The organism is Amycolatopsis sp. NPDC051758 (assembly GCF_044453095.1).
In the GTDB taxonomy this organism is placed as follows: domain Bacteria; phylum Actinomycetota; class Actinomycetes; order Mycobacteriales; family Pseudonocardiaceae; genus Amycolatopsis.
Map to the genome: position 1 here is coordinate 220,835 of NZ_JBITCJ010000003.1, position 19,666 is coordinate 240,500.

Annotated in this window: 17 protein-coding genes; 6 read left to right on the plus strand and 11 right to left on the minus strand. The window is 72.7% G+C overall.

Annotated features, from left to right (window positions below; translation table 11 throughout):
- Positions 1 to 77: 77 nt before the first annotated feature.
- Positions 78 to 749, minus strand: coding sequence for a ribulose-phosphate 3-epimerase (gene rpe, locus ACIA5G_RS16390; protein ID WP_395924912.1), 672 nt, complete (start codon positions 747 to 749; stop codon positions 78 to 80).
- A gap of 133 nt (positions 750 to 882) precedes the next feature.
- Here rpe and ACIA5G_RS16395 point away from each other — a divergent pair, with 133 nt between their 5' ends.
- From ACIA5G_RS16395 to ACIA5G_RS16410, 4 genes are all read left to right on the plus strand, one after another.
- Entirely contained in the window at positions 883 to 2,082 is a 1,200-nt protein-coding gene (locus tag ACIA5G_RS16395; protein ID WP_395923760.1) for a sensor histidine kinase, read from the plus strand.
- On the plus strand, positions 2,079 to 2,738 hold the full coding sequence (locus ACIA5G_RS16400; protein WP_395923764.1) for a response regulator: 660 nt from the start codon (positions 2,079 to 2,081) through the stop codon (positions 2,736 to 2,738). The genes ACIA5G_RS16395 and ACIA5G_RS16400 overlap by 4 nt, the downstream gene beginning before the upstream one ends.
- A 156-nt stretch (positions 2,739 to 2,894) precedes the next feature.
- Complete coding sequence (gene phoA, locus ACIA5G_RS16405; RefSeq protein WP_395923766.1) at positions 2,895 to 4,298, plus strand: alkaline phosphatase; 1,404 nt, start codon at positions 2,895 to 2,897, stop codon at positions 4,296 to 4,298.
- 104 nt (positions 4,299 to 4,402) lie between these two features.
- Positions 4,403 to 5,518, plus strand: a complete 1,116-nt coding sequence (locus ACIA5G_RS16410) for a serine hydrolase domain-containing protein (protein WP_395923768.1) — start codon at positions 4,403 to 4,405, stop codon at positions 5,516 to 5,518.
- Positions 5,519 to 5,796: 278 nt separating this feature from the next.
- Here the strand turns inward: ACIA5G_RS16410 and ACIA5G_RS16415 are convergent, their stop codons facing one another.
- The 4 genes from ACIA5G_RS16415 to ggt form a co-directional block, all read right to left on the minus strand.
- Positions 5,797 to 6,294 carry a flavoprotein gene (locus ACIA5G_RS16415; protein ID WP_395923770.1) on the minus strand — a complete coding sequence of 166 codons (498 nt, stop codon included), beginning with the start codon at positions 6,292 to 6,294 and terminating at the stop codon, positions 5,797 to 5,799.
- A complete protein-coding gene (locus ACIA5G_RS16420) occupies positions 6,291 to 7,715 on the minus strand; it encodes an RsmB/NOP family class I SAM-dependent RNA methyltransferase (RefSeq protein WP_395923772.1) in 1,425 nt (474 codons plus the stop codon). Before ACIA5G_RS16420 ends, ACIA5G_RS16415 begins: the two co-directional genes overlap by 4 nt.
- Entirely contained in the window at positions 7,712 to 8,638 is a 927-nt protein-coding gene (gene fmt, locus ACIA5G_RS16425; RefSeq protein ID WP_395923774.1) for a methionyl-tRNA formyltransferase, read from the minus strand. Before fmt ends, ACIA5G_RS16420 begins: the two co-directional genes overlap by 4 nt.
- Positions 8,639 to 9,183: 545 nt before the next feature.
- Positions 9,184 to 10,983, minus strand: coding sequence for a gamma-glutamyltransferase (gene ggt, locus ACIA5G_RS16430; protein ID WP_395923776.1), 1,800 nt, complete (start codon positions 10,981 to 10,983; stop codon positions 9,184 to 9,186).
- A gap of 218 nt (positions 10,984 to 11,201) precedes the next feature.
- Between ggt and ACIA5G_RS16435 the strand changes: the two genes are divergently transcribed.
- Both ACIA5G_RS16435 and ACIA5G_RS16440 read left to right on the plus strand, forming a co-directional pair.
- Positions 11,202 to 12,017 carry a lysozyme gene (locus ACIA5G_RS16435; protein ID WP_395923778.1) on the plus strand — a complete coding sequence of 272 codons (816 nt, stop codon included), beginning with the start codon at positions 11,202 to 11,204 and terminating at the stop codon, positions 12,015 to 12,017.
- An 80-nt stretch (positions 12,018 to 12,097) separates the two neighbouring features.
- Positions 12,098 to 13,450 (plus strand): hypothetical protein, encoded by a 1,353-nt coding sequence (locus ACIA5G_RS16440; RefSeq protein WP_395923780.1) that lies wholly within the window; start codon positions 12,098 to 12,100, stop codon positions 13,448 to 13,450.
- A gap of 176 nt (positions 13,451 to 13,626) precedes the next feature.
- Here ACIA5G_RS16440 and ACIA5G_RS16445 read toward each other — a convergent pair whose 3' ends face one another.
- The 6 genes from ACIA5G_RS16445 to mihF all read right to left on the minus strand — a co-directional run bounded on the left by ACIA5G_RS16445 (position 13,627) and on the right by mihF (position 19,594).
- Entirely contained in the window at positions 13,627 to 15,729 is a 2,103-nt protein-coding gene (locus tag ACIA5G_RS16445) for a primosomal protein N' (protein ID WP_395923782.1), read from the minus strand.
- Positions 15,730 to 15,834: 105 nt separating this feature from the next.
- Positions 15,835 to 17,037, minus strand: a complete 1,203-nt coding sequence (metK, locus tag ACIA5G_RS16450; RefSeq protein WP_395924914.1) for a methionine adenosyltransferase — start codon at positions 17,035 to 17,037, stop codon at positions 15,835 to 15,837.
- Positions 17,038 to 17,132: 95 nt separating this feature from the next.
- Positions 17,133 to 18,353: a bifunctional phosphopantothenoylcysteine decarboxylase/phosphopantothenate--cysteine ligase CoaBC gene (coaBC, locus tag ACIA5G_RS16455; protein ID WP_395923784.1), complete on the minus strand. Its 1,221-nt coding sequence runs from the start codon at positions 18,351 to 18,353 to the stop codon at positions 17,133 to 17,135.
- A complete protein-coding gene (rpoZ, locus tag ACIA5G_RS16460) occupies positions 18,346 to 18,615 on the minus strand; it encodes a DNA-directed RNA polymerase subunit omega (protein WP_005152353.1) in 270 nt (89 codons plus the stop codon). Before rpoZ ends, coaBC begins: the two co-directional genes overlap by 8 nt.
- A complete protein-coding gene (gene gmk / locus ACIA5G_RS16465) occupies positions 18,612 to 19,280 on the minus strand; it encodes a guanylate kinase (protein WP_395923786.1) in 669 nt (222 codons plus the stop codon). The genes rpoZ and gmk overlap by 4 nt, the downstream gene beginning before the upstream one ends.
- Positions 19,277 to 19,594, minus strand: a complete 318-nt coding sequence (gene mihF / locus ACIA5G_RS16470; RefSeq protein WP_013224622.1) for an integration host factor, actinobacterial type — start codon at positions 19,592 to 19,594, stop codon at positions 19,277 to 19,279. The genes gmk and mihF overlap by 4 nt, the downstream gene beginning before the upstream one ends.
- Positions 19,595 to 19,666: the final 72 nt, after the last annotated feature.

The following is a 19,666-nucleotide window of genomic DNA, read 5'->3' on the forward strand; positions in this document are numbered from 1 at the left end:
CCGCTGCCTCCTTGTGAGCCGGTCCTTCCATCCAACACCTGCCGCGGCCCCGTGGCTTCTCCGGTGCCGCCGCGGCGTCAGCCGGCCCGGCCCCGGGCCGCCTGCTCGCGCAGCGCGGCGACCGCTTTGCCGGGGTCACTCGCGCCGTAGACGGCGGACCCGGCGACGAAGCAGTCCACCCCCGCCTCGGCGGCCTGCTCGATGGTGTCGGTGTTGATCCCGCCGTCGATCTCGACGATCAGCTTCAGGTGCCCGGTGTCGACCAGCCGCCGCGCGGCGCGGACCTTCTCCAGGACGTCCACGATGAACGACTGCCCGCCGAAGCCCGGCTCGACCGACATCACGAGCAGCGTGTCGTAGTGCTTGAGCACCTCGAGCCACGGTTCGAGCGCGGTGCCCGGCTTGATCGACAGGCCGGCCTTCGCACCCGCGGCGCGCAGGTTCTTGGCCAGCGCGACCGGGTCCTTCGCGGCCTCGGCGTGCACGGTGACGTTGTAGGCGCCGGCCTCGGCGTACCCGACCGCCCAGCGGTCCGGGTCGTCGATCATCAGGTGGCAGTCGATCGGCAGGTCGGTGCTGGCGATCAGGGCCTTGGCCACCGGCAGGCCGAGGGTCAGGTTGGGCACGAAGTGCGCGTCCATCACGTCGACGTGGACCCAGTCGGCGCGGGTCTCCCCCGTGCCGGCCACGGCGGCGATCTCCTCGCCGAGCCGGGCGAAGTCCGCGGACAGGATGCTGGGGGCGATCAGGGGTCGGTCTGCCACGTCCTGAGTGTAGGAGGACGCTGCTAACGCCCACTAACCGGTTGTGACCGGTCTCGCCACCCGATCTGGCTCCGCAGGGGGAAGCACCCGGGGTCCCGGTGCCCATAACCTCGGCGTCATGTCCGGTTTCCCACGTTCCCTGCTGCGTCCCGGCGGTTACCTCAGCGTGCCCTACGCCCTGCTGGGGACCGCCCTGACGCTGCCCGCGTTCCCCTTCGCCCTCGTCGTGGTGCTCATCCCGGGCCCGCCCCAGCTGCACTTCGTGCTCGCGCTGGCCGTCGTCGCCCTCGTGCTGGGGCTCGCCGGGCTGGCCGGGCCCACGCGGCGCTTCGGCGTGGCCGTGGCCAACGCCATGCTCGGGACCGACCTGCCCTCGCCGGGACGCGCCCGGCCCGCCTGGCCGGACCGGCTGCGCTCGGCCGCCTGGCTGGTGCTGCACGGCGCGCTGGGCGGGCTGCTGCTCATGGTCGAGGGGATGCTGCTGCTCGGTGTCCTCATGCCGGTGATGTGGCTGAACGGCGACCAGGGGCAGTTCTCGTTCTTCGGCGCGACCACCGACGCCGGGCCCTGGACGGTGCCGGTCGCCCTGGTCATGCTCGTGGCCGCGCTGCTGCTCGCGGCCGCCGCCACCCGCGGCTTCCGGGCCGGCGCGGCGGCGCTGCTGGGGCCGTCCGCGGCCGAGCGCGCGGCGCTGGCCGAACGCCGCGCGGCCGTGCTCGCCCAGCGCAACCGGCTGGCCCGCGAGCTGCACGACTCGATCGGGCACACGCTCACGACGTCGACCCTGCACGCGGCGGCCGCCGCCGAGCTGGTCGAGGCCGACCCGGCCCAGGTGCGGCGCGCACTCGGCACGATCGAAGAAGCTTCGCGCAGTGCACTCGAGGACCTCGACCACGTCCTCGGCCTGCTTCGCGAGGAGCCCGCCGCGAAGGAGCCGACGCGCACGCTCACCGAGGTCGACGTCCTCGCCGTGCGCGCCCGCGAAGCCGGGCTCGACGTGCGGCTGGCCGTCACCGGCCCGGTCGCCGTCCTGCCCGCCGCGGTGTCGCGGGAGGGCTACCGGATCGTTCAGGAGGGCTTGACCAACGCGCTGCGGCACGCCGGGCCCGGCGGGGTGGACGTCCGCGTCGAGGCCCGGCCGGACCACCTCGAGATCGCGGTGGTCAACACGCTGGCCGGGGCCGGCCCGCGGCCCGGGCGGCGTGGGCTGGCCGGGCTCGCGGAGCGGGTCGAGGCCCTGCGGGGTGAGCTCGAGGCGGGCCCGGACGGCGAGCGGTGGCGGCTGAGCGCGACCATCCCGCTGCGGGCGGGCGCGTGACGCCCACCGTGCTCTTGGCCGACGACGAGCCGCTGGTCCGCACCGGCCTGCGGGCCCTGCTGGAGCAGCAGGGCCTGACCGTGGTCGGCGAAGCCGCCGACGGCGCCGAGGTGCTGCCCGCGGTGCGCCGGACCGCCCCGGACGTCGTGCTGATGGACGTCCGGATGCCCGGCACCGACGGCATCGAAGCCACCCGGCAGCTGCTCGCCGCGCTGGCCGACCCACCGAAGGTCCTGGTCGTCACGACGTTCGACAACGACGACTACGTGCACGAAGCGCTGCTGGCCGGGGCGAGCGGGTTCATCCTCAAGCGGGCCCGCAAGGAGGAGATCGCGCACGCCGTGCGGACGGTCGCCGCCGGCGAGTCGCTGCTGTTCCCCGAAGCGATCCGCCGGCTGGTGAGCGGGCGGCCGCCCGGCGGGAAGTACACGCGCGCCGCGAAGACGCTCACCCGGCGTGAGGCCGAGGTGCTCCGGCTGATCGCCACCGGACTGTCCAACCAGGACATCGCGGCCGCGCTCGTGATCAGCCTCGAGACGGTGAAGACCCACGTGGGCAACATCTTCGGCAAGCTCGGCGCGGCCAACCGCAGCCAGGCAGTGGTCATAGCGTACGAATCGGGCATCGTCGCGCCGGGCCACCTCGCCGGTCAATAACCGACGTGCTCCCGGTCACCTCCGTGAAGCCATGAGTTCGGCCACCGGTCACCTGACGCTCACCCGGCGTCCCTCCTCGGCACACATGCAAGCGGACTAATAACCCGTGTCCGGAATCCGGACTTTTACTTCCCGAAGTCCCCGAAGAGGAGAAACATGGCTTCGCTGCTCACCGGCCGCCGCCGGTGGCTGGTCGCGGGCGCGCTCGGCGCCGCACTGGTCGCCGCCGCCCCGGTCGCCCTGGCCACCAGCGGTTCCGACAGCGCCAACAGCGACAACGCGCGCTCGTCGGCCGGCACCGGTGACCGCACCAACGACGTCCGCTCCGCGATCCAGGGCGGCAGTGCCCGCAACGTCATCCTGTTCCTCGGTGACGGCATGGGCCAGTCGGAGATCACCTCCGCGCGCAACTACGAGCGCGGCGCCGCCGGCCGGCTCGCGATGGACGAGCTGCCGCTGACCGGCGACTACACCACCTACGCGGTCGAGCAGAACAACCCCGGCAAGCCGAACTACGTGACCGACTCGGCCGCGTCCGGCACCGGCTGGGCCACCGGCGTCAAGACCTACAACGGCGCGATCTCCGTCGACGCGTACGGCAACCCCGTGCCGACGATCCTCGAGCTGGCCAAGCGCGGCGGCCTGCGCACCGGCGACGTCACCACCGCCGAGGTCCAGGACGCCACCCCGGCCGTGCTCGGCGCGCACGTCGTCAGCCGCGACTGCAAGGGCCCGGTCGAGACGACCGCCAAGTGCGCGGTCAACGCCAAGGAGAAGGGCGGCGCCGGCTCGATCTCCGAGCAGCTCGTCCAGACCCGCCCCGACGTCCTGCTGGGCGGCGGTTCGGCGTACTTCGACCAGACGGTCACCGCCGGCAAGTTCAAGGGCAAGACCGTTCTCGACCAGGCCAAGGCGGCCGGCTACAACGTCGTGAACACCGCGGCGGACCTGGCCGCGGCGAAGAAGGGCAAGCCGGTCCTCGGCCTGTTCGCCAAGAACAACATGCCGGTGAACTGGACCGGCCCGGCCGCGGTCCACGGCGGCACCGCGCCGTCGCGCTGCACCCCGAACCAGGCGCTGCCGAAGACCCAGCCGAAGCTGGCCGACCAGACCCGCAAGGCGCTGGAGCTGCTCGACGACCGGCACTCGGACAAGGGCTTCTTCCTGCAGGTCGAGGGCGCGAGCATCGACAAGCAGGACCACGCGGCCGACCCGTGCGGCCAGATCGGTGAGGTGATCGACTTCGACGCGGCAATCGCGGCGGGCACGGCGTTCGCCCGCAGCCACCCCGACACGCTGGTGCTGGTGACCGCCGACCACGGCCACAGCAGCCAGATCGTCGAGCCGACCGCCACCCCGGGCCTGACCGCGACGCTCGTCACCAACGAGGGCGCGAACATGACTCTGGCCTACGGCACCGCCGAGACCGGCGGCTCGCAGTCGCACACCGGCACCCAGGTCCGCATCGCGGCCATGGGCCCGCAGGCCGCGAACGTCGTCGGCCTGACCAACCAGACCGACCTGTTCGGCACCCTGAAGCGCGCTCTTCGCCTGCGCTGACCGTGGTGGGGCAGGCCCCCGGATCGTTCGGGCGGCCTGCCCCATGCCCCCTGGCGTCTCGGCTCCCTAGGTTGGGGAACACCAAGACACCAGGGGGTTCTTTCATGCGGAAGTCCTTGCCCGGCAAGCGGATCGTCGCCTGCGGCACGCTCGTCGCGCTCCTCGCGGCGACCACCGCGGCGCCGGCGTCGGCCACCACCACCACGAGCCCGGTCCAGGCGAGCCTGGACGCGCTGACCGCGCAGGACGGCGTTCCCGGCGCCGAAGCGGTGATCCAGGACCACGGCCGGACGCGCGTGGTGCGCAGCGGCCGCGGTGACGTCGCCACCGGGAAGCCGTTCCCGCGCAACGGGTCCTTCCGCGCGGGCAGCGTCACCAAGACGTTCGTCGCCACCGTCGTGCTGCAGCTCGTCGCCGAAGGCCGGGTGAAGCTGGACGCGCCGGTCGAGCGGTACCTGCCGGGCCTGCTGCCGGACAAGCGGATCACCGTGCGGCAGCTGCTGCAGCACACCAGCGGGCTGTACAACTACACCGACGACCTGCCGCTGAACGACCCGGAGTCGCTGCGCCACCTCGGCGCGGACCCGGCCGAGCTGGTGGTGATGGCGCTGAAGCACCCGCCACTGTTCGCGCCCGGCACGGACTGGTCGTACTCCAACACCAACTACATCGTCGCCGGGATGATCGCCGAACGTGTCACCGGGCACGCGCTGACCGACGAGATCGGCCGCCGGATCACCCGGCCGCTGGGCCTGCGCGACACCTACCTCCCGCGCCGTGGCGACGAGAAGCTGCCCGAGCCGCACGCCGTCGGCTACGTGCGGGTCGACGGCAACCTGGTCGACTTCAGCGACTACGAGACGACGATGGCGTGGGCGGCGGGCGGGCTCGTCTCGACCCCGGCCGACCTCGACCGCTTCTACGGCGCCCTGCTCGGCGGGCAGCTCCTGCGCCCGGCCCAGCTCGCCGAGATGCAGCGCACGGTCCCGGCCGGCCTCGGCATCCCGGGCGCCCGCTACGGCCTGGGCCTGGGCAGCATTCCGTTGTCCTGCGGGGAGTTCTGGGGGCACGAAGGCGGGATCCTCGGCTTCACCAACCTCGCCGGAGTGGGCCCGCAAGGCCGCCGGGTGACGGTGGTGCTGAACCAGAACCCGACACCCGCCGCGGCGAACCAGCACATGCTCGCCGCCACCGACGCGGCACTCTGCTCAGGGAAGTAAGTCCTGAGAACTCACAAAGGTCGACCTTGACTCACCCGCCGGCAGCACGACGACTCACCCGCCGGCAGCACGACGATCAGCTGTCATTCGGATTCCGTGCTTCCGGCGGTTGTGCGCGAAGTCGACGATTATCACGCTTCCCATGCGGACCGCGCGGCCGATCTCCAGCGCCGAAGAAGTGAAGTCGACCGGACAGTTCGCGGCCGGCATGCCGATGGCCGAAGAAACTCCGGGTTGCACTTCCGTCGTATCCCCACCCCAGTTTTGCGGCGGCCCGGTCAGGGCAGCAGGTCCAAGACCTCGGTCCACGGCCGCCGGATGTCGAGGCGGTGCAGCGTCACCCCGGCGCCCGCGAGGGTGTCGAGGTGGCGCTGCCACGCCGGGTGGTGCACCCGGGTGTCCTGGATCTGGTACCCCACCACGATCGTGATCCCGGGCGCGCCGAGGACGTCGCCGAGCACGGTGAGCGCCTGGTTGTCCGCGATGCCCAGCGCCAGCTTGGCCAGCGAGTTGGCCGACGCCGGGGCGAAGAGGAACACCTCGGGGTCCGGGTGCGGCCGCGGCTCCCCCGGCAGTCTCGAGACGCTGCGCACCGGCAGGTCGGTGCCCGCGGCGACGTCGTCGAGCCCGCCGGTCGACTCGAGCCAGCGCATCGCGGTCGGCGTCAGCGTGATCGCCGGCCGCCAGCCTCGCGCGGCGGCGGGTTTCACCAGCTCGGCGGCGAACCGGGTGTCCAATCCGCCGCACGAGCCGGCGACCAGCCCGAGATCTCTCACGGTTTGCGCAGCACGGCACAGAACATCGCGTCCGTGCCGTGGCGGTGCGGCCACAGCTGCACGTACGGCCCGTCACCGAGCTCCGGCACCCCCGGGAAGAACTCCCGCGAGTCCACCACTTCGGCCTTCAGCCGGCGCGCGGTTTCCGTCAGCACACCTTCGGTCTCGGCCAGGTGCGGCGAGCAGACGACGTAGGTGAGCGCGCCGCCCGGCCGCAGCAGGGCGTAGGCCGCGGTGATCAGCTCACCCTGCAGCTTCGTGAGGTCCGCGACGTCCGACGGCTGACGACGCCAGCGTGCCTCCGGCCGCCGCCGCAGCGCGCCGAGCCCGCTGCACGGCGCGTCGACGAGGATCCGGTCGTAGCCCGGCTCGAGGCCGCTTTCGCGGCCGTCGGCGACGTGCACCTTCACCGGCAGCCCGGTGGTGGCCTTCTCGACGAGCTTCGCGCGGTGCGGCGCCTTCTCGACGGCGTCCACCCTCGCCCCGCTCAACGCCGCGAGGGAGCCGAGCAGGGCGGCCTTGCCGCCGGGGCCGGCGCACAGGTCGAGCCAGCGCTCGTCGGTGCCCTCGACCGGGACCTTCGTCGCGGCGATCGCGCAGAGCTGGCTGCCCTCGTCCTGCACCGCGGCGAGGCGTTCGCGGACGGGCTCGACGTCGGCCGGGTCGCCGGCGCCGGCGGGCAGCCGGACCCCGTAGGGCGAGTACGGCGCCGGGTCACCACCGGTGATCGCGGCCAGCTCGTCGGCGCTGATCTCGCCGGGCCGGGCGACCAGGTGCACCTCGGGCCGCGCGTCGTCGGCCTCCAGGGCGGCCTTGAGGCCGGCGCCCTTGTCCCCCAGCGCTTCGGCGAACGACCGGGCGATCCAGCGCGGGTGCGCGGTGCGCAGCGCGTAGGCCCCGATCGGGTCGGTGGCCTCGTCCGGCGCCACCTCGTCGAGCCAGGTCTGTTCGTCCTTTTCGGACACCTTGCGCATGACCGCGTTCGCGAACCCGGTGGCCCACGAACCACCTTCGGACCGCACGAGGTCCACAGTGGACGTCACGGCGGCGTGCTCCGGGATGCGCGTGCGCAGCAGCTGGTAAACGCCGAGGCGCAGCGCGTCCAGCACCGCCGGGTCCGTCTTGGCCAGCGGCCGCTCGGCGCACGACTGGATGATCGCGTCGAGCAGGCCTTGGGCCCGCGCCGTCCCGTAGGTCAGTTCGGTGGCCAGCGCCGCGTCCCGGCCGCTGATCCGCCGCTCGCGCAGCAGGTCCGGCAGGACGAGGTTGGCGTAGGCGTCCTTCTCCCGCACGGCGCGCAGGACGTCGAACGCGGCCTGCCGGGCCGGGTCCACCTCCGGCGGGCGGCGCGGGCCTTCCTTGCGCGGGGCCGGGCGGCCCCGCATCGGCCGTGACGGCCGGCGTTCCCTGTGGTCGTTCACCGGAGGCGTTCTCCCTGGTCGATCCTGGTTCCGCGGGCCCAGTCGGTGGCCGCCATCCGTTTCTTGCCGGGCGCCTGGACGTCGCCGAGCCGCAGTGGCTTCGTCGCCGTGCCGACCAGCACCCGCTTGCGTTCGACCACGATCTCGCCCGGCGGCGGGCCGGGTTCGTCGAGCACCGTGACCGGGCCGAGCTTGAAGCGTTCGCCGCGGAACTCCGCCCACGCGCCCGGCTCCGGCGTGACCGACCGGATCTGCCGGTCGACCGCCGAGGCGGGGTCGGCGAAGGACACCCGCGCGTCCTCGACCGTCACCTTCGGCGCGTAGCTGAGCCCTTCGGCGGGCTGTTCCTGCGCGCGCAGGGAGCCGTCGGCCAGGCCGTCCATGGTGGACAGCAGCAGCTTGGCCCCGGACTCCGCGAGCCGGCCGAGCAGGCCGCCCGCCGTGTCGGTGGCCCCGATCGCCTCGGTGACGACGCCGAACACCGGGCCCGCGTCCAGCTCCTTGACGATCCGGAAGGTCGACGCGCCGGTGATCTCGTCCCCGGCCCGGATCGCGGCCTGCACCGGCGCGGCGCCCCGCCACGCGGGCAGCAGCGAGAAGTGCAGGTTCACCCAGCCGAGGCGCGGGATGTCGAGGGCGGCCTGCGGCAGCAGCGCACCGTAGGCGACGACCGGGCAGGCGTCCGGCGCGAGTTCGGTGAGCCGCGCGAGGAAGGCCGGGTCACTCGCCCGCGCGGGCGTCAGGACCTCGATGCCGTGCTCGTCGGCGAGCGCGCCGACGGGCGAGCGGACGACGCGGCGGCCGCGGCCGGCCTGGGCGTCGGGCCGGGTCACGACGGCGGCGATCTCGTGCCGCCCGGAGTCGAGCAGGGCGCGCAGGGCGGGGACCGCCGGTTCGGGGGTGCCGGCGAAGACGAGCTTCATCGGCCCACCCCCGGCGGGAGCAGGGATTCACGTGGCTGGAACATCGCGCTTGAGTCTAGAAGGCCCCGATGATCACGGCGCGCTCGCGCCCGCCTCCGCCCGAAGTTGTGCACAGCCCCGCCGTGATGTGGACAACCCGGCTCCGGCCACGGCCTTTCCGGCCGGGCCGCCGGGGGCCCGCGGTAGACAGGATGCGGGCCGCGGAAACGGCGGCTCCAGGACGGTTTTCACCACCGGAAGGTCAGGAGTTGCACGTGTCCTCTCGAGTGCACAGCCGGTTCGGCGCGGAGCGTGGCCGGTATGCCGGTCCGCCGCCACGCCCGGTGCCGCCGGTCGACCGGCGGCGCCACCCGGGCCGAGCCTGCCCCAGACCGGGCTGGCTCCACTGCGACCGGCCGGCCCGGATCAGCACGGAGACCGACCGAAACGGCAGTCCTTCTCCGCATTCCAGCCGAGCCGGCACGCCACATCAGCTCCCCCGCAACCGACCAGCCCGGTCCAGCACGGAGACCGGCCGAAACGCCGGTCCCCCGCCGGGCGCGGTGCTACCAGCGCACCGGCCACACCACCTGGGCCGCGCCCTGGCCACGCCGGACCGGTTCCGCCGCCGCCAGCCAGCGGCCGTCGCGCAGCCGCTCCACGCCGGTCGCCGCGCCGATCTCCGCCGGCGCCGTCGAGAAGCCCTGGCCGCGCGCCTTGAGCACCGCCGTCTCGGGCAGGTTCAAGAACTCCTGCTCGACCTGGGCGGCCGCCGAGTTGCGCTGGGACGCCCGCGGCGCCGCGATGGCGTCCTCCAGGGACAGGCCGCGGTCGATCCGGCCGGTCACGACCTGCAGCACCGTCGTGATGATCGACGCGCCGCCCGGCGAGCCGGTGGCGAAGAACGGCCGCCCGTCCTTCAGCACGATCGTCGGGGCCATCGACGAGCGCGGCCGCTTGCCGGGGCCGGGCAGGTTCGGGTCGGGCACGCCCGGCGTCACCGGGGTGAACGAGAAGTCGGTCAGCTCGTTGTTGAGCAGGAACCCGCGGCCCGGCACCACGATGCCGCTGCCGCCCTCCTGCTCGATGGTCAGCGTGTAGGCGACGACGTTGCCCCACTTGTCGGCCACCGTCAGGTGCGTGGTGTTCTCCCCCTCGTACGGCGTCGGCGCGGCCGCGGTGCCCGCCGCGCACGGCACCGGGTGCTTCGGGTCGGCCGGGGCGACCGGGCTGGTCGCGGCCTTGTCCTTCGAGATCAGGCAGGCCCGCGAGTCGGCGAAGCGCTGGCTCAGCAGCTCCTTGGCCGGCACGTCGATGACGGCGGGGTCGCCGATCCAGCGGTTGCGGTCGGCGAAGGCGAACCGCGTCGACTCCAGGAAGTACTGCAGGTAGTCGGCCTTGCTCGCGTGCTTCAGGTCGAAGTTCTCGAGGATGTTGAGCGCTTCGGCCACCGTGAGCCCGCCCGACGACGGCGCCGGCATGCCGTAGACGTCGAGGCCGCGGTAGCTCGCGCGGGTCGGGGTGCGCTCGATCGCCCGGTAGGCGGCGAGGTCCCCGGTGGTCAGCTTCCCGGGCCGCACGTTCAGCGTCGAGGCCGGGTCCTTCGGTGGCGTCTGCACGGTCTTGGCGATGTCCGCGCCGATCGGGCCCTGGTACAGCGCGTCGACACCGCGACGCTCGAGCTGCGCGTAGGTGTCCGCGAGGTCCGGGTTCCGGAAGACGGTCCCGGGTGACGGCGGCGCCCCGTTCGGCAGGTACAGCGACCGCGTCGACGGGAACGCGGCGAACCGTGCGGCGTTGTTCGCGATCTGTGTCTGGAACGTCGGGTCGACGACGAATCCCTTGCGCGCCAGCTCTTCGGCGGGCTTCAGGGACTTCGCCAGTGAGCGCGTCCCCCACTTGCGGAGCGCTTCGGACCAGGTCGCGGGTGTGCCCGGGACGCCGACGCTCAGCCCGCTCGTGACGGCGTCGTTGAACGGCAGCGGCTGGCCGTTTTCGACGAAGAGGTTCGCGTCGGCGGTCTTCGGCGCGGTCTCGCGGCCGTCCAGAGTGTGGACGCGATGGGTCTTCGCGTCGTAGTAGACGAAGAACCCGCCACCGCCGACGCCGGCGGAGAACGGGTCGGTCACGCCGAGCGCGGCGGCGACCGCGACGGCCGCGTCGACGGCGTTGCCGCCGTCACGCAGGATTTTGGTGCCGATCGCGGTCGCGTCGGCGTCGATGCTGGCCACGGCGCCGCCGAAGCCGACGGCGACCGGCGACTTCGGGGTGGGGGTGGCGGCGGTGGCGGGTCCGGCCGCCACGCCGGTGGCGAGCACGGCGGTGGCGGCGGCAACGAGGACACGGCGGCATCTGTGCGCGGGCATGGGGGCGAGTCTGCTCCTTGCGTCAGCCGCCTTCAAGACGCCAACGAGGCGCGGGGAATCCGATTCGTCCGTTCTGTTACTCATTCACGGACTCGGCGACAGCAGGAAATTGAATCACATGGAGCAGTGACATGACCTGCATCGCTGTAACAGACTCAGTGCCGCGCGGCCCTGCACAGCCGCGCACAGCGAGGGCAATCCGAAAGGAACAACTCAAGATGACTGCACCACGAAGCTGGCGCCGCCTGCTCGGCGCCGCGCTCGCGGTCTCGACCTCCCTGCTGGTCGTGACCGCCGCCGGCGCCGAAGCGGCGCCCGGCCTGCCAGACCAGGACGCGACCGGCAACCACGAAATGGGGGCGTCGATCCGCGCCCACGACGGGGTCGCCCCGGCGGGCCTGGCGCCGGCGTCGGTGGACGCGAGCGTCCCCGGCATCGACGTCAGCTCCTACCAGGGCAACGTCAACTGGGCGTCGTACTGGAGCGCGGGCAAGAAGTTCGCCTACGTCAAGGCGACCGAGGGCACCGGCTACCAGAACGCGTACTTCAGCCAGCAGTACACGGGCTCGTACAACGTCGGCATGATCCGCGGGGCCTACCACTACGGCCGCCCGGACCTCTCCGGCGGCGCCGCCCAGGCCGACTACTTCGTCGCCCACGGCGGCAACTGGTCGAAGGACGGCAAGACCCTGCCGGGCACGCTCGACATCGAGTGGGGCCCGAACAACACCTGTTACGGCCTGAGCCAGGCGGCGATGGTGTCCTGGATCAAGGCGTTCAGCGACGAGTACCACGCGAAGACGACCCGCTGGCCGGTCATCTACACGGCGACGAGCTGGTGGACCGAGTGCACCGGCAACAAGGGCGACTTCAGCTCGACGAACCCGCTGTGGGTCGCCCGGTACGCGTCGTCGGCCGGGACGCTGCCGTTCAACTGGGGCTTCTACACGTTCTGGCAGTACAGCTCCTCCCCGATCGACCAGGACCAGTTCAGCGCGGACATCTCGCGCCTGAAGGTGCTGGCGACCGGCTGATCCCCGACTTACGCGGGTTACGTGGGTGGCGCGGTCGACGGAAGACTCGGCCGCGTCACCCACGCCGTGGAGGGAAACCCGTGCGCCTGACCGCCCTGCTCCCCCTGCTCGCCGCCGTTCCGCTGATCGCCTTCCCCGGGGTGGCCACGGCCGCGCCCGGCTGCTTCGACCCGGCCGCGCCGCTGACCGTCGAGGAACAGCGCCTGACCGCTTCCCTGCCGGCAGGTGGCCCGGCCGTCGGGCCCGAGCTCGTGCGGCTGGCGGGGCTCGATCCGCTCGTCGCCGAGGTCAAGCACGACCTCTGCGCGGCACGCACCCCGCGCCGGGCCGTTCGGGTGGTCACCCAGGCCGGAGACCGGCTGTGGCGGACGGCCGTCGACCGCGCGCAGGGCCGGCGTCCCGGCCTCGGGACGCTCGACCGTTTCGACGACCGGCCGCTCTACTGGGCACGGCTGCAGCTCAGCAGCGCGATCCGGCAGTGGACGCCGTCGTTCCCGCTCGCCGGCCGCGCTTCCCTGCTGACGGCGTTCGACCGCGGCTCGCGCGGCCTCGACGACGTCGAGTTCCCCCTGGGCAAGACCCGGCGGCTGATGGTGAGCGGCTTCGACCCGTTCCAGCTCGACGGGCCGGGCCTGACCATTTCGAACCCCGCCGGCGCGTCGGCGCTGCAGCTGGACGGGCGCGTGCTGGACACGCCGTCCGGGCGCGCAGTGGTGCAGGCGGTGAGCTTCCCGGTCGTCTGGGGTTACTTCGACCAGGGCATCGTCGAGTCGGCGTACGGCAGCGCACTGCGCGACCGCGCCCGGAGGCCGGACGTGCTGATGACGATCAGCCAGGGCCGCCCCGGTCGTTTCGACATCGAACGCTGGGCCGGCGCCTGGCGCGGCGGTTTCCCGGACAACAACAACGTTTCGGTGACCGGCGGCGTCCCGCCCGCGGCGGGCTGGCCGCAGCCGGACGTCCAGTTCATCGAGACGACCCTGCCGTACCAACGGATGCTGGCCGCACCGGCCGGCGCGTACCCGGTCAACTTCAACCAGGCGTTCTGCGTGTGGCCCGATTCGTCGCACCCGGGCGTGGGGACGCCGGTGTGCCGTTCGGACGCTCCGGCGCCGGGCGAGATCGCGGCGTCGGGCGGCGGCGGAAATTATTTGTCGAACGAGTCGATGTTCCGCAGCAACCGCGTCCGGGTCGGCCTCGGCCTGACGTCGGTGGCCGGCGGGCACCTGCACACGCCGGTGCTGGGCCAGCCGAAGGATCCGGCGGCGTTGACGGACGCGGACTTCGAGGCCCGTCGTCAGGCGATCGCGGCCCAGGTGATCACGTTGGCCACGGCCGCAGCGGGCGGCACGGACACGGCAAACCCGCCGCAGGCAACGGAATCCCCGCGCGCCGCAGTGGAATCCCTACCGGGCACCGTCCTCGGCGGCTGACCGCGCCCGTGTCGCCCCTTCAATCACACGTGATGCCCCTCTGGTCACGCGAGATCGCTCTTCGATCACGCGAGTCCCGTCCCCGGACACGCGAGATCGGAGTTTCCGCCCGCACCGCGGGGCTTTTCGCGTGATCCAGCGGGCATCACGCGTGTTTGGAGGGTCGACACGAAGAGCTAGATGAGGTCCAGCGGATCCAGCTGGATGCGGATCGGTTCGGTCGCCTTCCTCGCGTCGCGGCGGGCCGCGGCCGCGTGGATCGACGCGGCCAGCGTCTTTCCTTCGGCGCGCGAAACCCGGACCAGCGCCCGTTCTCGCTCCGCGTTGCCCTCTTCGTCGACCTCGCCGAGCGGCACCGGGCCCAGCACCTCGCCCGACGAAGGCAACGGGAGATCCGCGAGCAGGCCCGCCACCGCGTCGGGACTGCCCTCCACACTCGCCATCCGCATCGCCGGCGGGAAGCCGAGCTCCTGGCGCTCGGCGAGCTCCTGCGCCGCGTGCCAGGCCGGATCCCAGCGGACGAGCGCCTGCACCACCGGCATGCCCGCCTCCGCCCCGACGATGACGCGGCCGCCGGAAGAAGCCGGGCGGACCAGGGCCGCCGCGGCCATCCAGCGGCGCAGGGTCTCTTCGCCCGCCCGCAGGTCCTGGCGGCCGAGCAGCGCCCAGCCGTCGAGGAGCAGCGCTGCGCCGTAGCCGCCTTCCGCCACCGGCTCCGCGCCCGGGGTGCACACCACCAGCGCCGGTTTACCCGGTACCGAAGCCAGGACCTCCGCCGCGCCGGACGTGCGGACCGAGACGCCCGGGAACGCTCGCCCCAGCTCCTCCGCCGTCCGCTTCGCGCCGACGATCACCGCGCGCAGCCGGACCGAACCGCAGGCGGAGCAGCGGAACGCCGTCTCCGGGACGCCGCACCAGCGGCACGCCGGCGGTTTCGGCTGCCCGTCGATCGAACCGCCCGGCAGGGACAGCGGCCCGGCGCACCGGCGGCAGTGGGCTGGGGTGCGGCAGTTGCCGCAGGCCAGGCCCGGCACGTACCCGCGCCGCGGCACCTGGACCAGCGTCGGGACGCCCGCCGCGAACGCCTGCCGCGCGGCCTCGAACGCCACCGCGGGCAGCCGGGCGACGCGGGCGGCTTCGTCGCGGGCGACGTCGAAGTCCTCGCCGACCGGGGTGACGCGCGGGGCGGCCGACCGCAGGGCCGTCCGGTCCGCGAGCACCGGCGCGGCCCAGCCGGACTCGACCAGCAGCTGCGCCTCGGCCGTCCGGGCGAACCCGCCGACCACCAGGGACGCCTTCGCCGCGTGTGCGCGGTCCATCAGCACGTCCCGGACGTGCGGGTACGGCGCGTGCTGGTCGAGGTGCAGGTCGTCGCCGTCGTCCCAGACGACGAACAGGCCGGGGTCGTGGACCGGCGCGAACATCGCCGCGCGGGTCCCCACCACCACCCGCACCGAGCCGCGCAGCACGGCCAGCCAGCGCCGGTACCGCTCGGCGGGCCCGAGGCCGGCGATCAGCGCCACCACGGCCTCTTCGCCCACCAGCTCGGCGCAGGCCTCGTGCACGCGCGTCAGGTCTCGGTGGTCCGGCACCACCAGCACCGCGCCACGTCCGGCCGCGGCCACGGAAGCGGCGGCTTCGGCCAGCCGGCGCGGCCAGTCCTCGCCCGGCAAGGCTTGCCAGACGGCGTTCGCGGGCTTGCCCTCGGCAAGGGCCTCCAGGAACGCCGGGCCACGCTGGTAGCGCGCCCAGGCCGTGGTGTCCGGGGCGTCCGGGAGCGCCGCGGGGGCGAGCGGCGGCTCGCCTTCGGTCTTGGCGTGCCGGGGCGGGATCGCGAGCCGCAGGACGTCGGACAGCGTGCCGCCGTAGCGGTCGGCGACCGCCCGGCACAGCGTGTGCAACGACGGCGGCAGCACCTGCTCGGCCGAGGTCACGCGGTCGAGGAACGCCAGCTTGCTGCCGTAGTCGCTGGTCTCGCCGCGCTCGATCAGGTAACCGTCGACGAGCTGCCCGGCGAACCGGACGCGCACCCGGCAGCCCGGCACCGCGGTCTCGTGCAGCTTCTCGGGCACGAGGTAGTCGAAGGTGCGGTCCAGGTGCGCCAGCGGGATGTCGACGACGATCCGCGCGACCGGCCGCTCGGGCGCGGGCTGCTGGGCGCCCTTCGCCTTCTGGCCCGGCTTCGGCGCCTTCGATTTCCGGGCACGCGAGGGAGCCGCCTTCGGCGAAGACGGCTTCTCCGGGAGATCCCAGAGGGCGGCGGGCTCGGAGCTACTCACGCCGTGATCTCTACCAGACCCCTCCGACAGCCCGGACGCCAGAATGCCGTGAAGGGCACCTTCAGGGACATGTTGTCCCTGAAGGTGCCCTTCACGGCGAACAGATCAGGCGCCGGCCGCGGCCTTGAGGGCCTCGGCGCGGGCCGTGCTCTCCCACGGCAGGTCGAGCTCCGGACGGCCGAAGTGGCCGTACGCCGCCGTCGGGGCGTAGATCGGGCGCAGCAGGTCGAGGTCGCGGATGATCGCCGCGGGCCGCAGGTCGAAGACCTCGGTGATGGCCTGCTGGATCTTCGACGGGTCGACCGTCTCGGTGCCGAACGTCTCGACGAACAGGCCGACCGGGGCCGCCTTGCCGATCGCGTAGGCGACCTGGACCTCGGTGCGCGTGGCCAGCCCGGCCGCGACGACGTTCTTCGCCACCCAGCGCATCGCGTACGCGGCGGAGCGGTCCACCTTGGACGGGTCCTTGCCGGAGAACGCGCCGCCACCGTGGCGGGCCATGCCGCCGTAGGTGTCGACGATGATCTTGCGCCCGGTCAGGCCGGCGTCACCCATCGGGCCGCCGATGACGAAGCGGCCAGTCGGGTTGACCAGGAGCCGCGCACCCGAGGTGTCGATACCGAGGCCCTCGAGCTCGGGGCCGACGACGTGCTCCTTGACGTCGACGCTGAGCATGCGGTCCAGGTCGATGCCGTCGGCGTGCTGCGAGGACACGACGACCGTGTCGAGGCGCACCGGCTGGTCACCGGCGTACTCGATGGTCACCTGGGTCTTGCCGTCCGGGCGCAGGTACGGCAGCACGCCGTCCTTGCGGACCGCGGTCAGCCGCTTCGACAGCCGGTGCGCCAGCGCGATCGGCAGCGGCATCAGCTCGGGGGTGTCCGAGCAGGCGTAGCCGAACATCAGGCCCTGGTCGCCGGCGCCCTGGCGGTTGATCTCGTCCTCGTCGGACTCGACGCGGGACTCGTACGCGGTGTCGACACCCTGGGCGATGTCGGCCGACTGCGACCCGATCGCGACGTTGACGCCGCACGAGTTGCCGTCGAAGCCCTTGGCGGAGGAGTCGTAGCCGATCCGCAGGATGACGTCGCGGACGATGGTGGGGATGTCGGCGTAGGCCTCCGTGGTCACCTCGCCGGCCACGTGGACCTGGCCGGTGGTGATCAGGGTCTCGACCGCGACGCGGCTGCGCGGGTCCTTCGACAGCAGCCCGTCGAGGATCGAGTCGCTGATGGCGTCACAAATCTTGTCGGGGTGCCCTTCGGTCACCGACTCCGAGGTGAACAATCTGCTGCTAGACGCGGTCACGGTGGCCGTCACTTCCTCACCTAGACGTCGGATGCCCCGAAAGTTAGGCACCCCTTATTAAGGCTCAAGCGTACTTACTATCGCTGTGGGCGCAGTCAACGCTTCATCAAGCTCACAACAGCGTCCCACAATGTGGACGCCAGCTCGGCCTTCGCGCCCAGGGGGACGGAGATTTCGGTCCCGTCCGAGCCGAGCAGCCAGCCCGAATTGTCCTCGGTGCCGAAGGCCTTGCCGTCGCCGACCGCGTTGACCATGAGCAGGTCGGCGCCCTTGCGCTTGAGCTTGACGCGGGCGTGGTCGAGGACGCTGCCGTGCTCGTCGCCGGTTTCCGCGGCGAACCCGACGACGACCTGCCCGGGACGCCGGGCCCGCACCAGCTCGGCCAGGATGTCGGCGTTGCGCTCGAGGGTGATCACCGGGTCCGGCTGGTCGTCGGACTTCTTGATCTTGTGGTCGGCCCGGTTCGCCGGCCGGAAGTCGGCGACGGCGGCGGCCATCACGACGACGTCCGCGGTCTCGGCCGCGGCGTGCACCGCCTGCCGCAGCTCCTCGGCCGTCGACACGTGCTGCACGACCGCGCCCGCCGGGTCCGGCAGCGCGACCGTGTGGGCGGTGACCAGGGTGACCTCGGCGCCACGCTGGGCGGCGACGCGCGCCAGCGCGTACCCCTGCTTGCCGGACGAGCGGTTGCCCAGGTAGCGGACCGGGTCCAGCGGCTCACGCGTGCCGCCCGCGGACACCACGACGCGGACGCCCTCGAGGTCGCGGGGCAGGGCGCCGGGCTTGGCCAGCAGCAGGCGGGCGAGGTCGACGATCTCGGCGGGGTTCGCGAGGCGGCCCTTGCCGGTGTCGACACCGGTCAGGCGGCCCGAATCCGGCTCGGCGACGATCAGGCCGCGCGAGCGCAGCAGGGCGACGTTGTCGCGGGTCGCGGGGTGCTCCCACATCTCCGTGTGCATCGCCGGGAAGAAGGCGACCGGGCACCGGGCGGTGAGCAGGGTGTTCGTCAGCAGGTCGTCCGCGAGGCCGTGCGCGGCCTTGGCCAGGAGGTTCGCGGTGGCCGGGACGACCAGGACGAGGTCGGCTTCCTTGCCGACGCGGACGTGCTGCACTTCGGGCACCTCGGTGAACACGCCGGTGTGCACCGGGTGCCCCGAGAGAGCCTCGAAGGTGGCCGCGCCGACGAAGTTCAGCGCGGCTTCGGTGGGTACCACGCGGACGTCGTGACCGGATTCGGTCAGCCCTCGCAGGACCTCACAGGCCTTGTAGGCGGCGATGCCGCCGCCCACGCCCAGGACGACGCGGGGTTTACTCACCCTCGGTGTGCTCGAGCAGGCCACCGTGGATCTCGCGCAGCGCGATCGAGAGCGGCTTCTCGCGCGGGCCCGGCTCGACGAGCGGGCCGACGTACTCGAGCAGGCCCTCGCCCAGCTGGGCGTAGTAGTCGTTGATCTGGCGGGCACGCTTGGCCGAGTAGATCACCAGCGCGTACTTCGAGCTGACCTTCTCGAGCAGGTCGTCGATCGGCGGGTTGGTGATGCCCTCGAGCTCTTCGTGCAGGGTCGCCTGAGTCGTCACTCGTGGTGCTCCGAATCCGTTGGACTACCGGCGGCAAACTGCTCGCCGGTAATCAAGTTTAGCAAGTGCTCGGCGGCCTCTCGCACGTCGGCGTTGACGAGGCGGTGGTCGAACTCGCCGGCGGCGGCCAGTTCACGCTCCGCTTCCGCCAGCCGGGTCTGCACGGCGGCCTCGGTTTCGGTGCCGCGCCCGGTGAGCCGGCCGACCAGCTCCTCCCACGACGGCGGCATCAGCATCACCAGCCGGGCCTCCGGCATCGCCACGCGGACCTGGCGCGCGCCCTGGAGTTCGATCTCCAGGACGGCCGGGCGTCCTTCGGCGAGGGCCTTCTCGACCGGCTCGCGCGGGGTGCCGTAGCAGTTGCCGGCGAACTCGGCCCACTCCAGCAGCCGGCCGTCGGCGACCATCGCGTCGAATTCGGCACGGTCGACGAAGTGGTAGTGCGCTCCGTCGACCTCGCCGGGCCGCGGTTTGCGCGTCGTCACCGAGACGCTGAAGTAGACGTCGGGCTCCAGCTTCCGCAGTTCGCCCACCACACTCGACTTCCCGACCCCCGAAGGCCCCGATACGACGGTGAGCCGGTGCCGGGGGAAGTCCCCCGCCACCGGCTCACTGCCGCGGTCGGCGCCCCGGCTCACCGGGTAGTCCTGACCGACGCCGCTCACTCGCCGCTGAACTCGGCCAGCAGCGCCTTGCGCTGCCGGTCGCCGAGGCCGCGGAGACGACGGCTGGGGGCGATCTCCAGTCGTTCCATGGTCTGCTGAGCGCGGACCTTGCCGACGCCCGGAAGGGCCTCGAGCAGAGCCGAAACCTTCATCTTGCCGAGGACTTCGTTCTCCTCGGCCTGCTTCAGCACGTCGACCAGAGTGGTACCGCCCCGCTTCAGCCGCTCCTTCAGCTCAGCACGGATCTTGCGAGCAGCGGCGGCCTTCTCCAGCGCCGCAGCGCGCTGTTCCTCTGTCAGCTGGGGAAGTGCCACGTTTTCCTCCGGTAGTTCTCAAATCTGGGTGGGTGACGCGACGGTACCCACCCGTGAGCACCGGCCACAATG

Bases quoted from the DNA above. Each gene is read 5' to 3' on its own strand.
- ACIA5G_RS16435 (WP_395923778.1), top strand. From the start codon at position 11,202: ATGACTGCACCACGAAGCTGGCGCCGCCTGCTCGGCGCCGCGCTCGCG.
- fmt (WP_395923774.1), bottom strand. From the start codon at position 8,638: ATGAAGCTCGTCTTCGCCGGCACCCCCGAACCGGCGGTCCCCGCCCTG.
- ACIA5G_RS16395 (WP_395923760.1), top strand. From the start codon at position 883: ATGTCCGGTTTCCCACGTTCCCTGCTGCGTCCCGGCGGTTACCTCAGC.
- phoA (WP_395923766.1), top strand. From the start codon at position 2,895: ATGGCTTCGCTGCTCACCGGCCGCCGCCGGTGGCTGGTCGCGGGCGCG.
- ggt (WP_395923776.1), bottom strand. From the start codon at position 10,983: ATGCCCGCGCACAGATGCCGCCGTGTCCTCGTTGCCGCCGCCACCGCC.
- ACIA5G_RS16410 (WP_395923768.1), top strand. From the start codon at position 4,403: ATGCGGAAGTCCTTGCCCGGCAAGCGGATCGTCGCCTGCGGCACGCTC.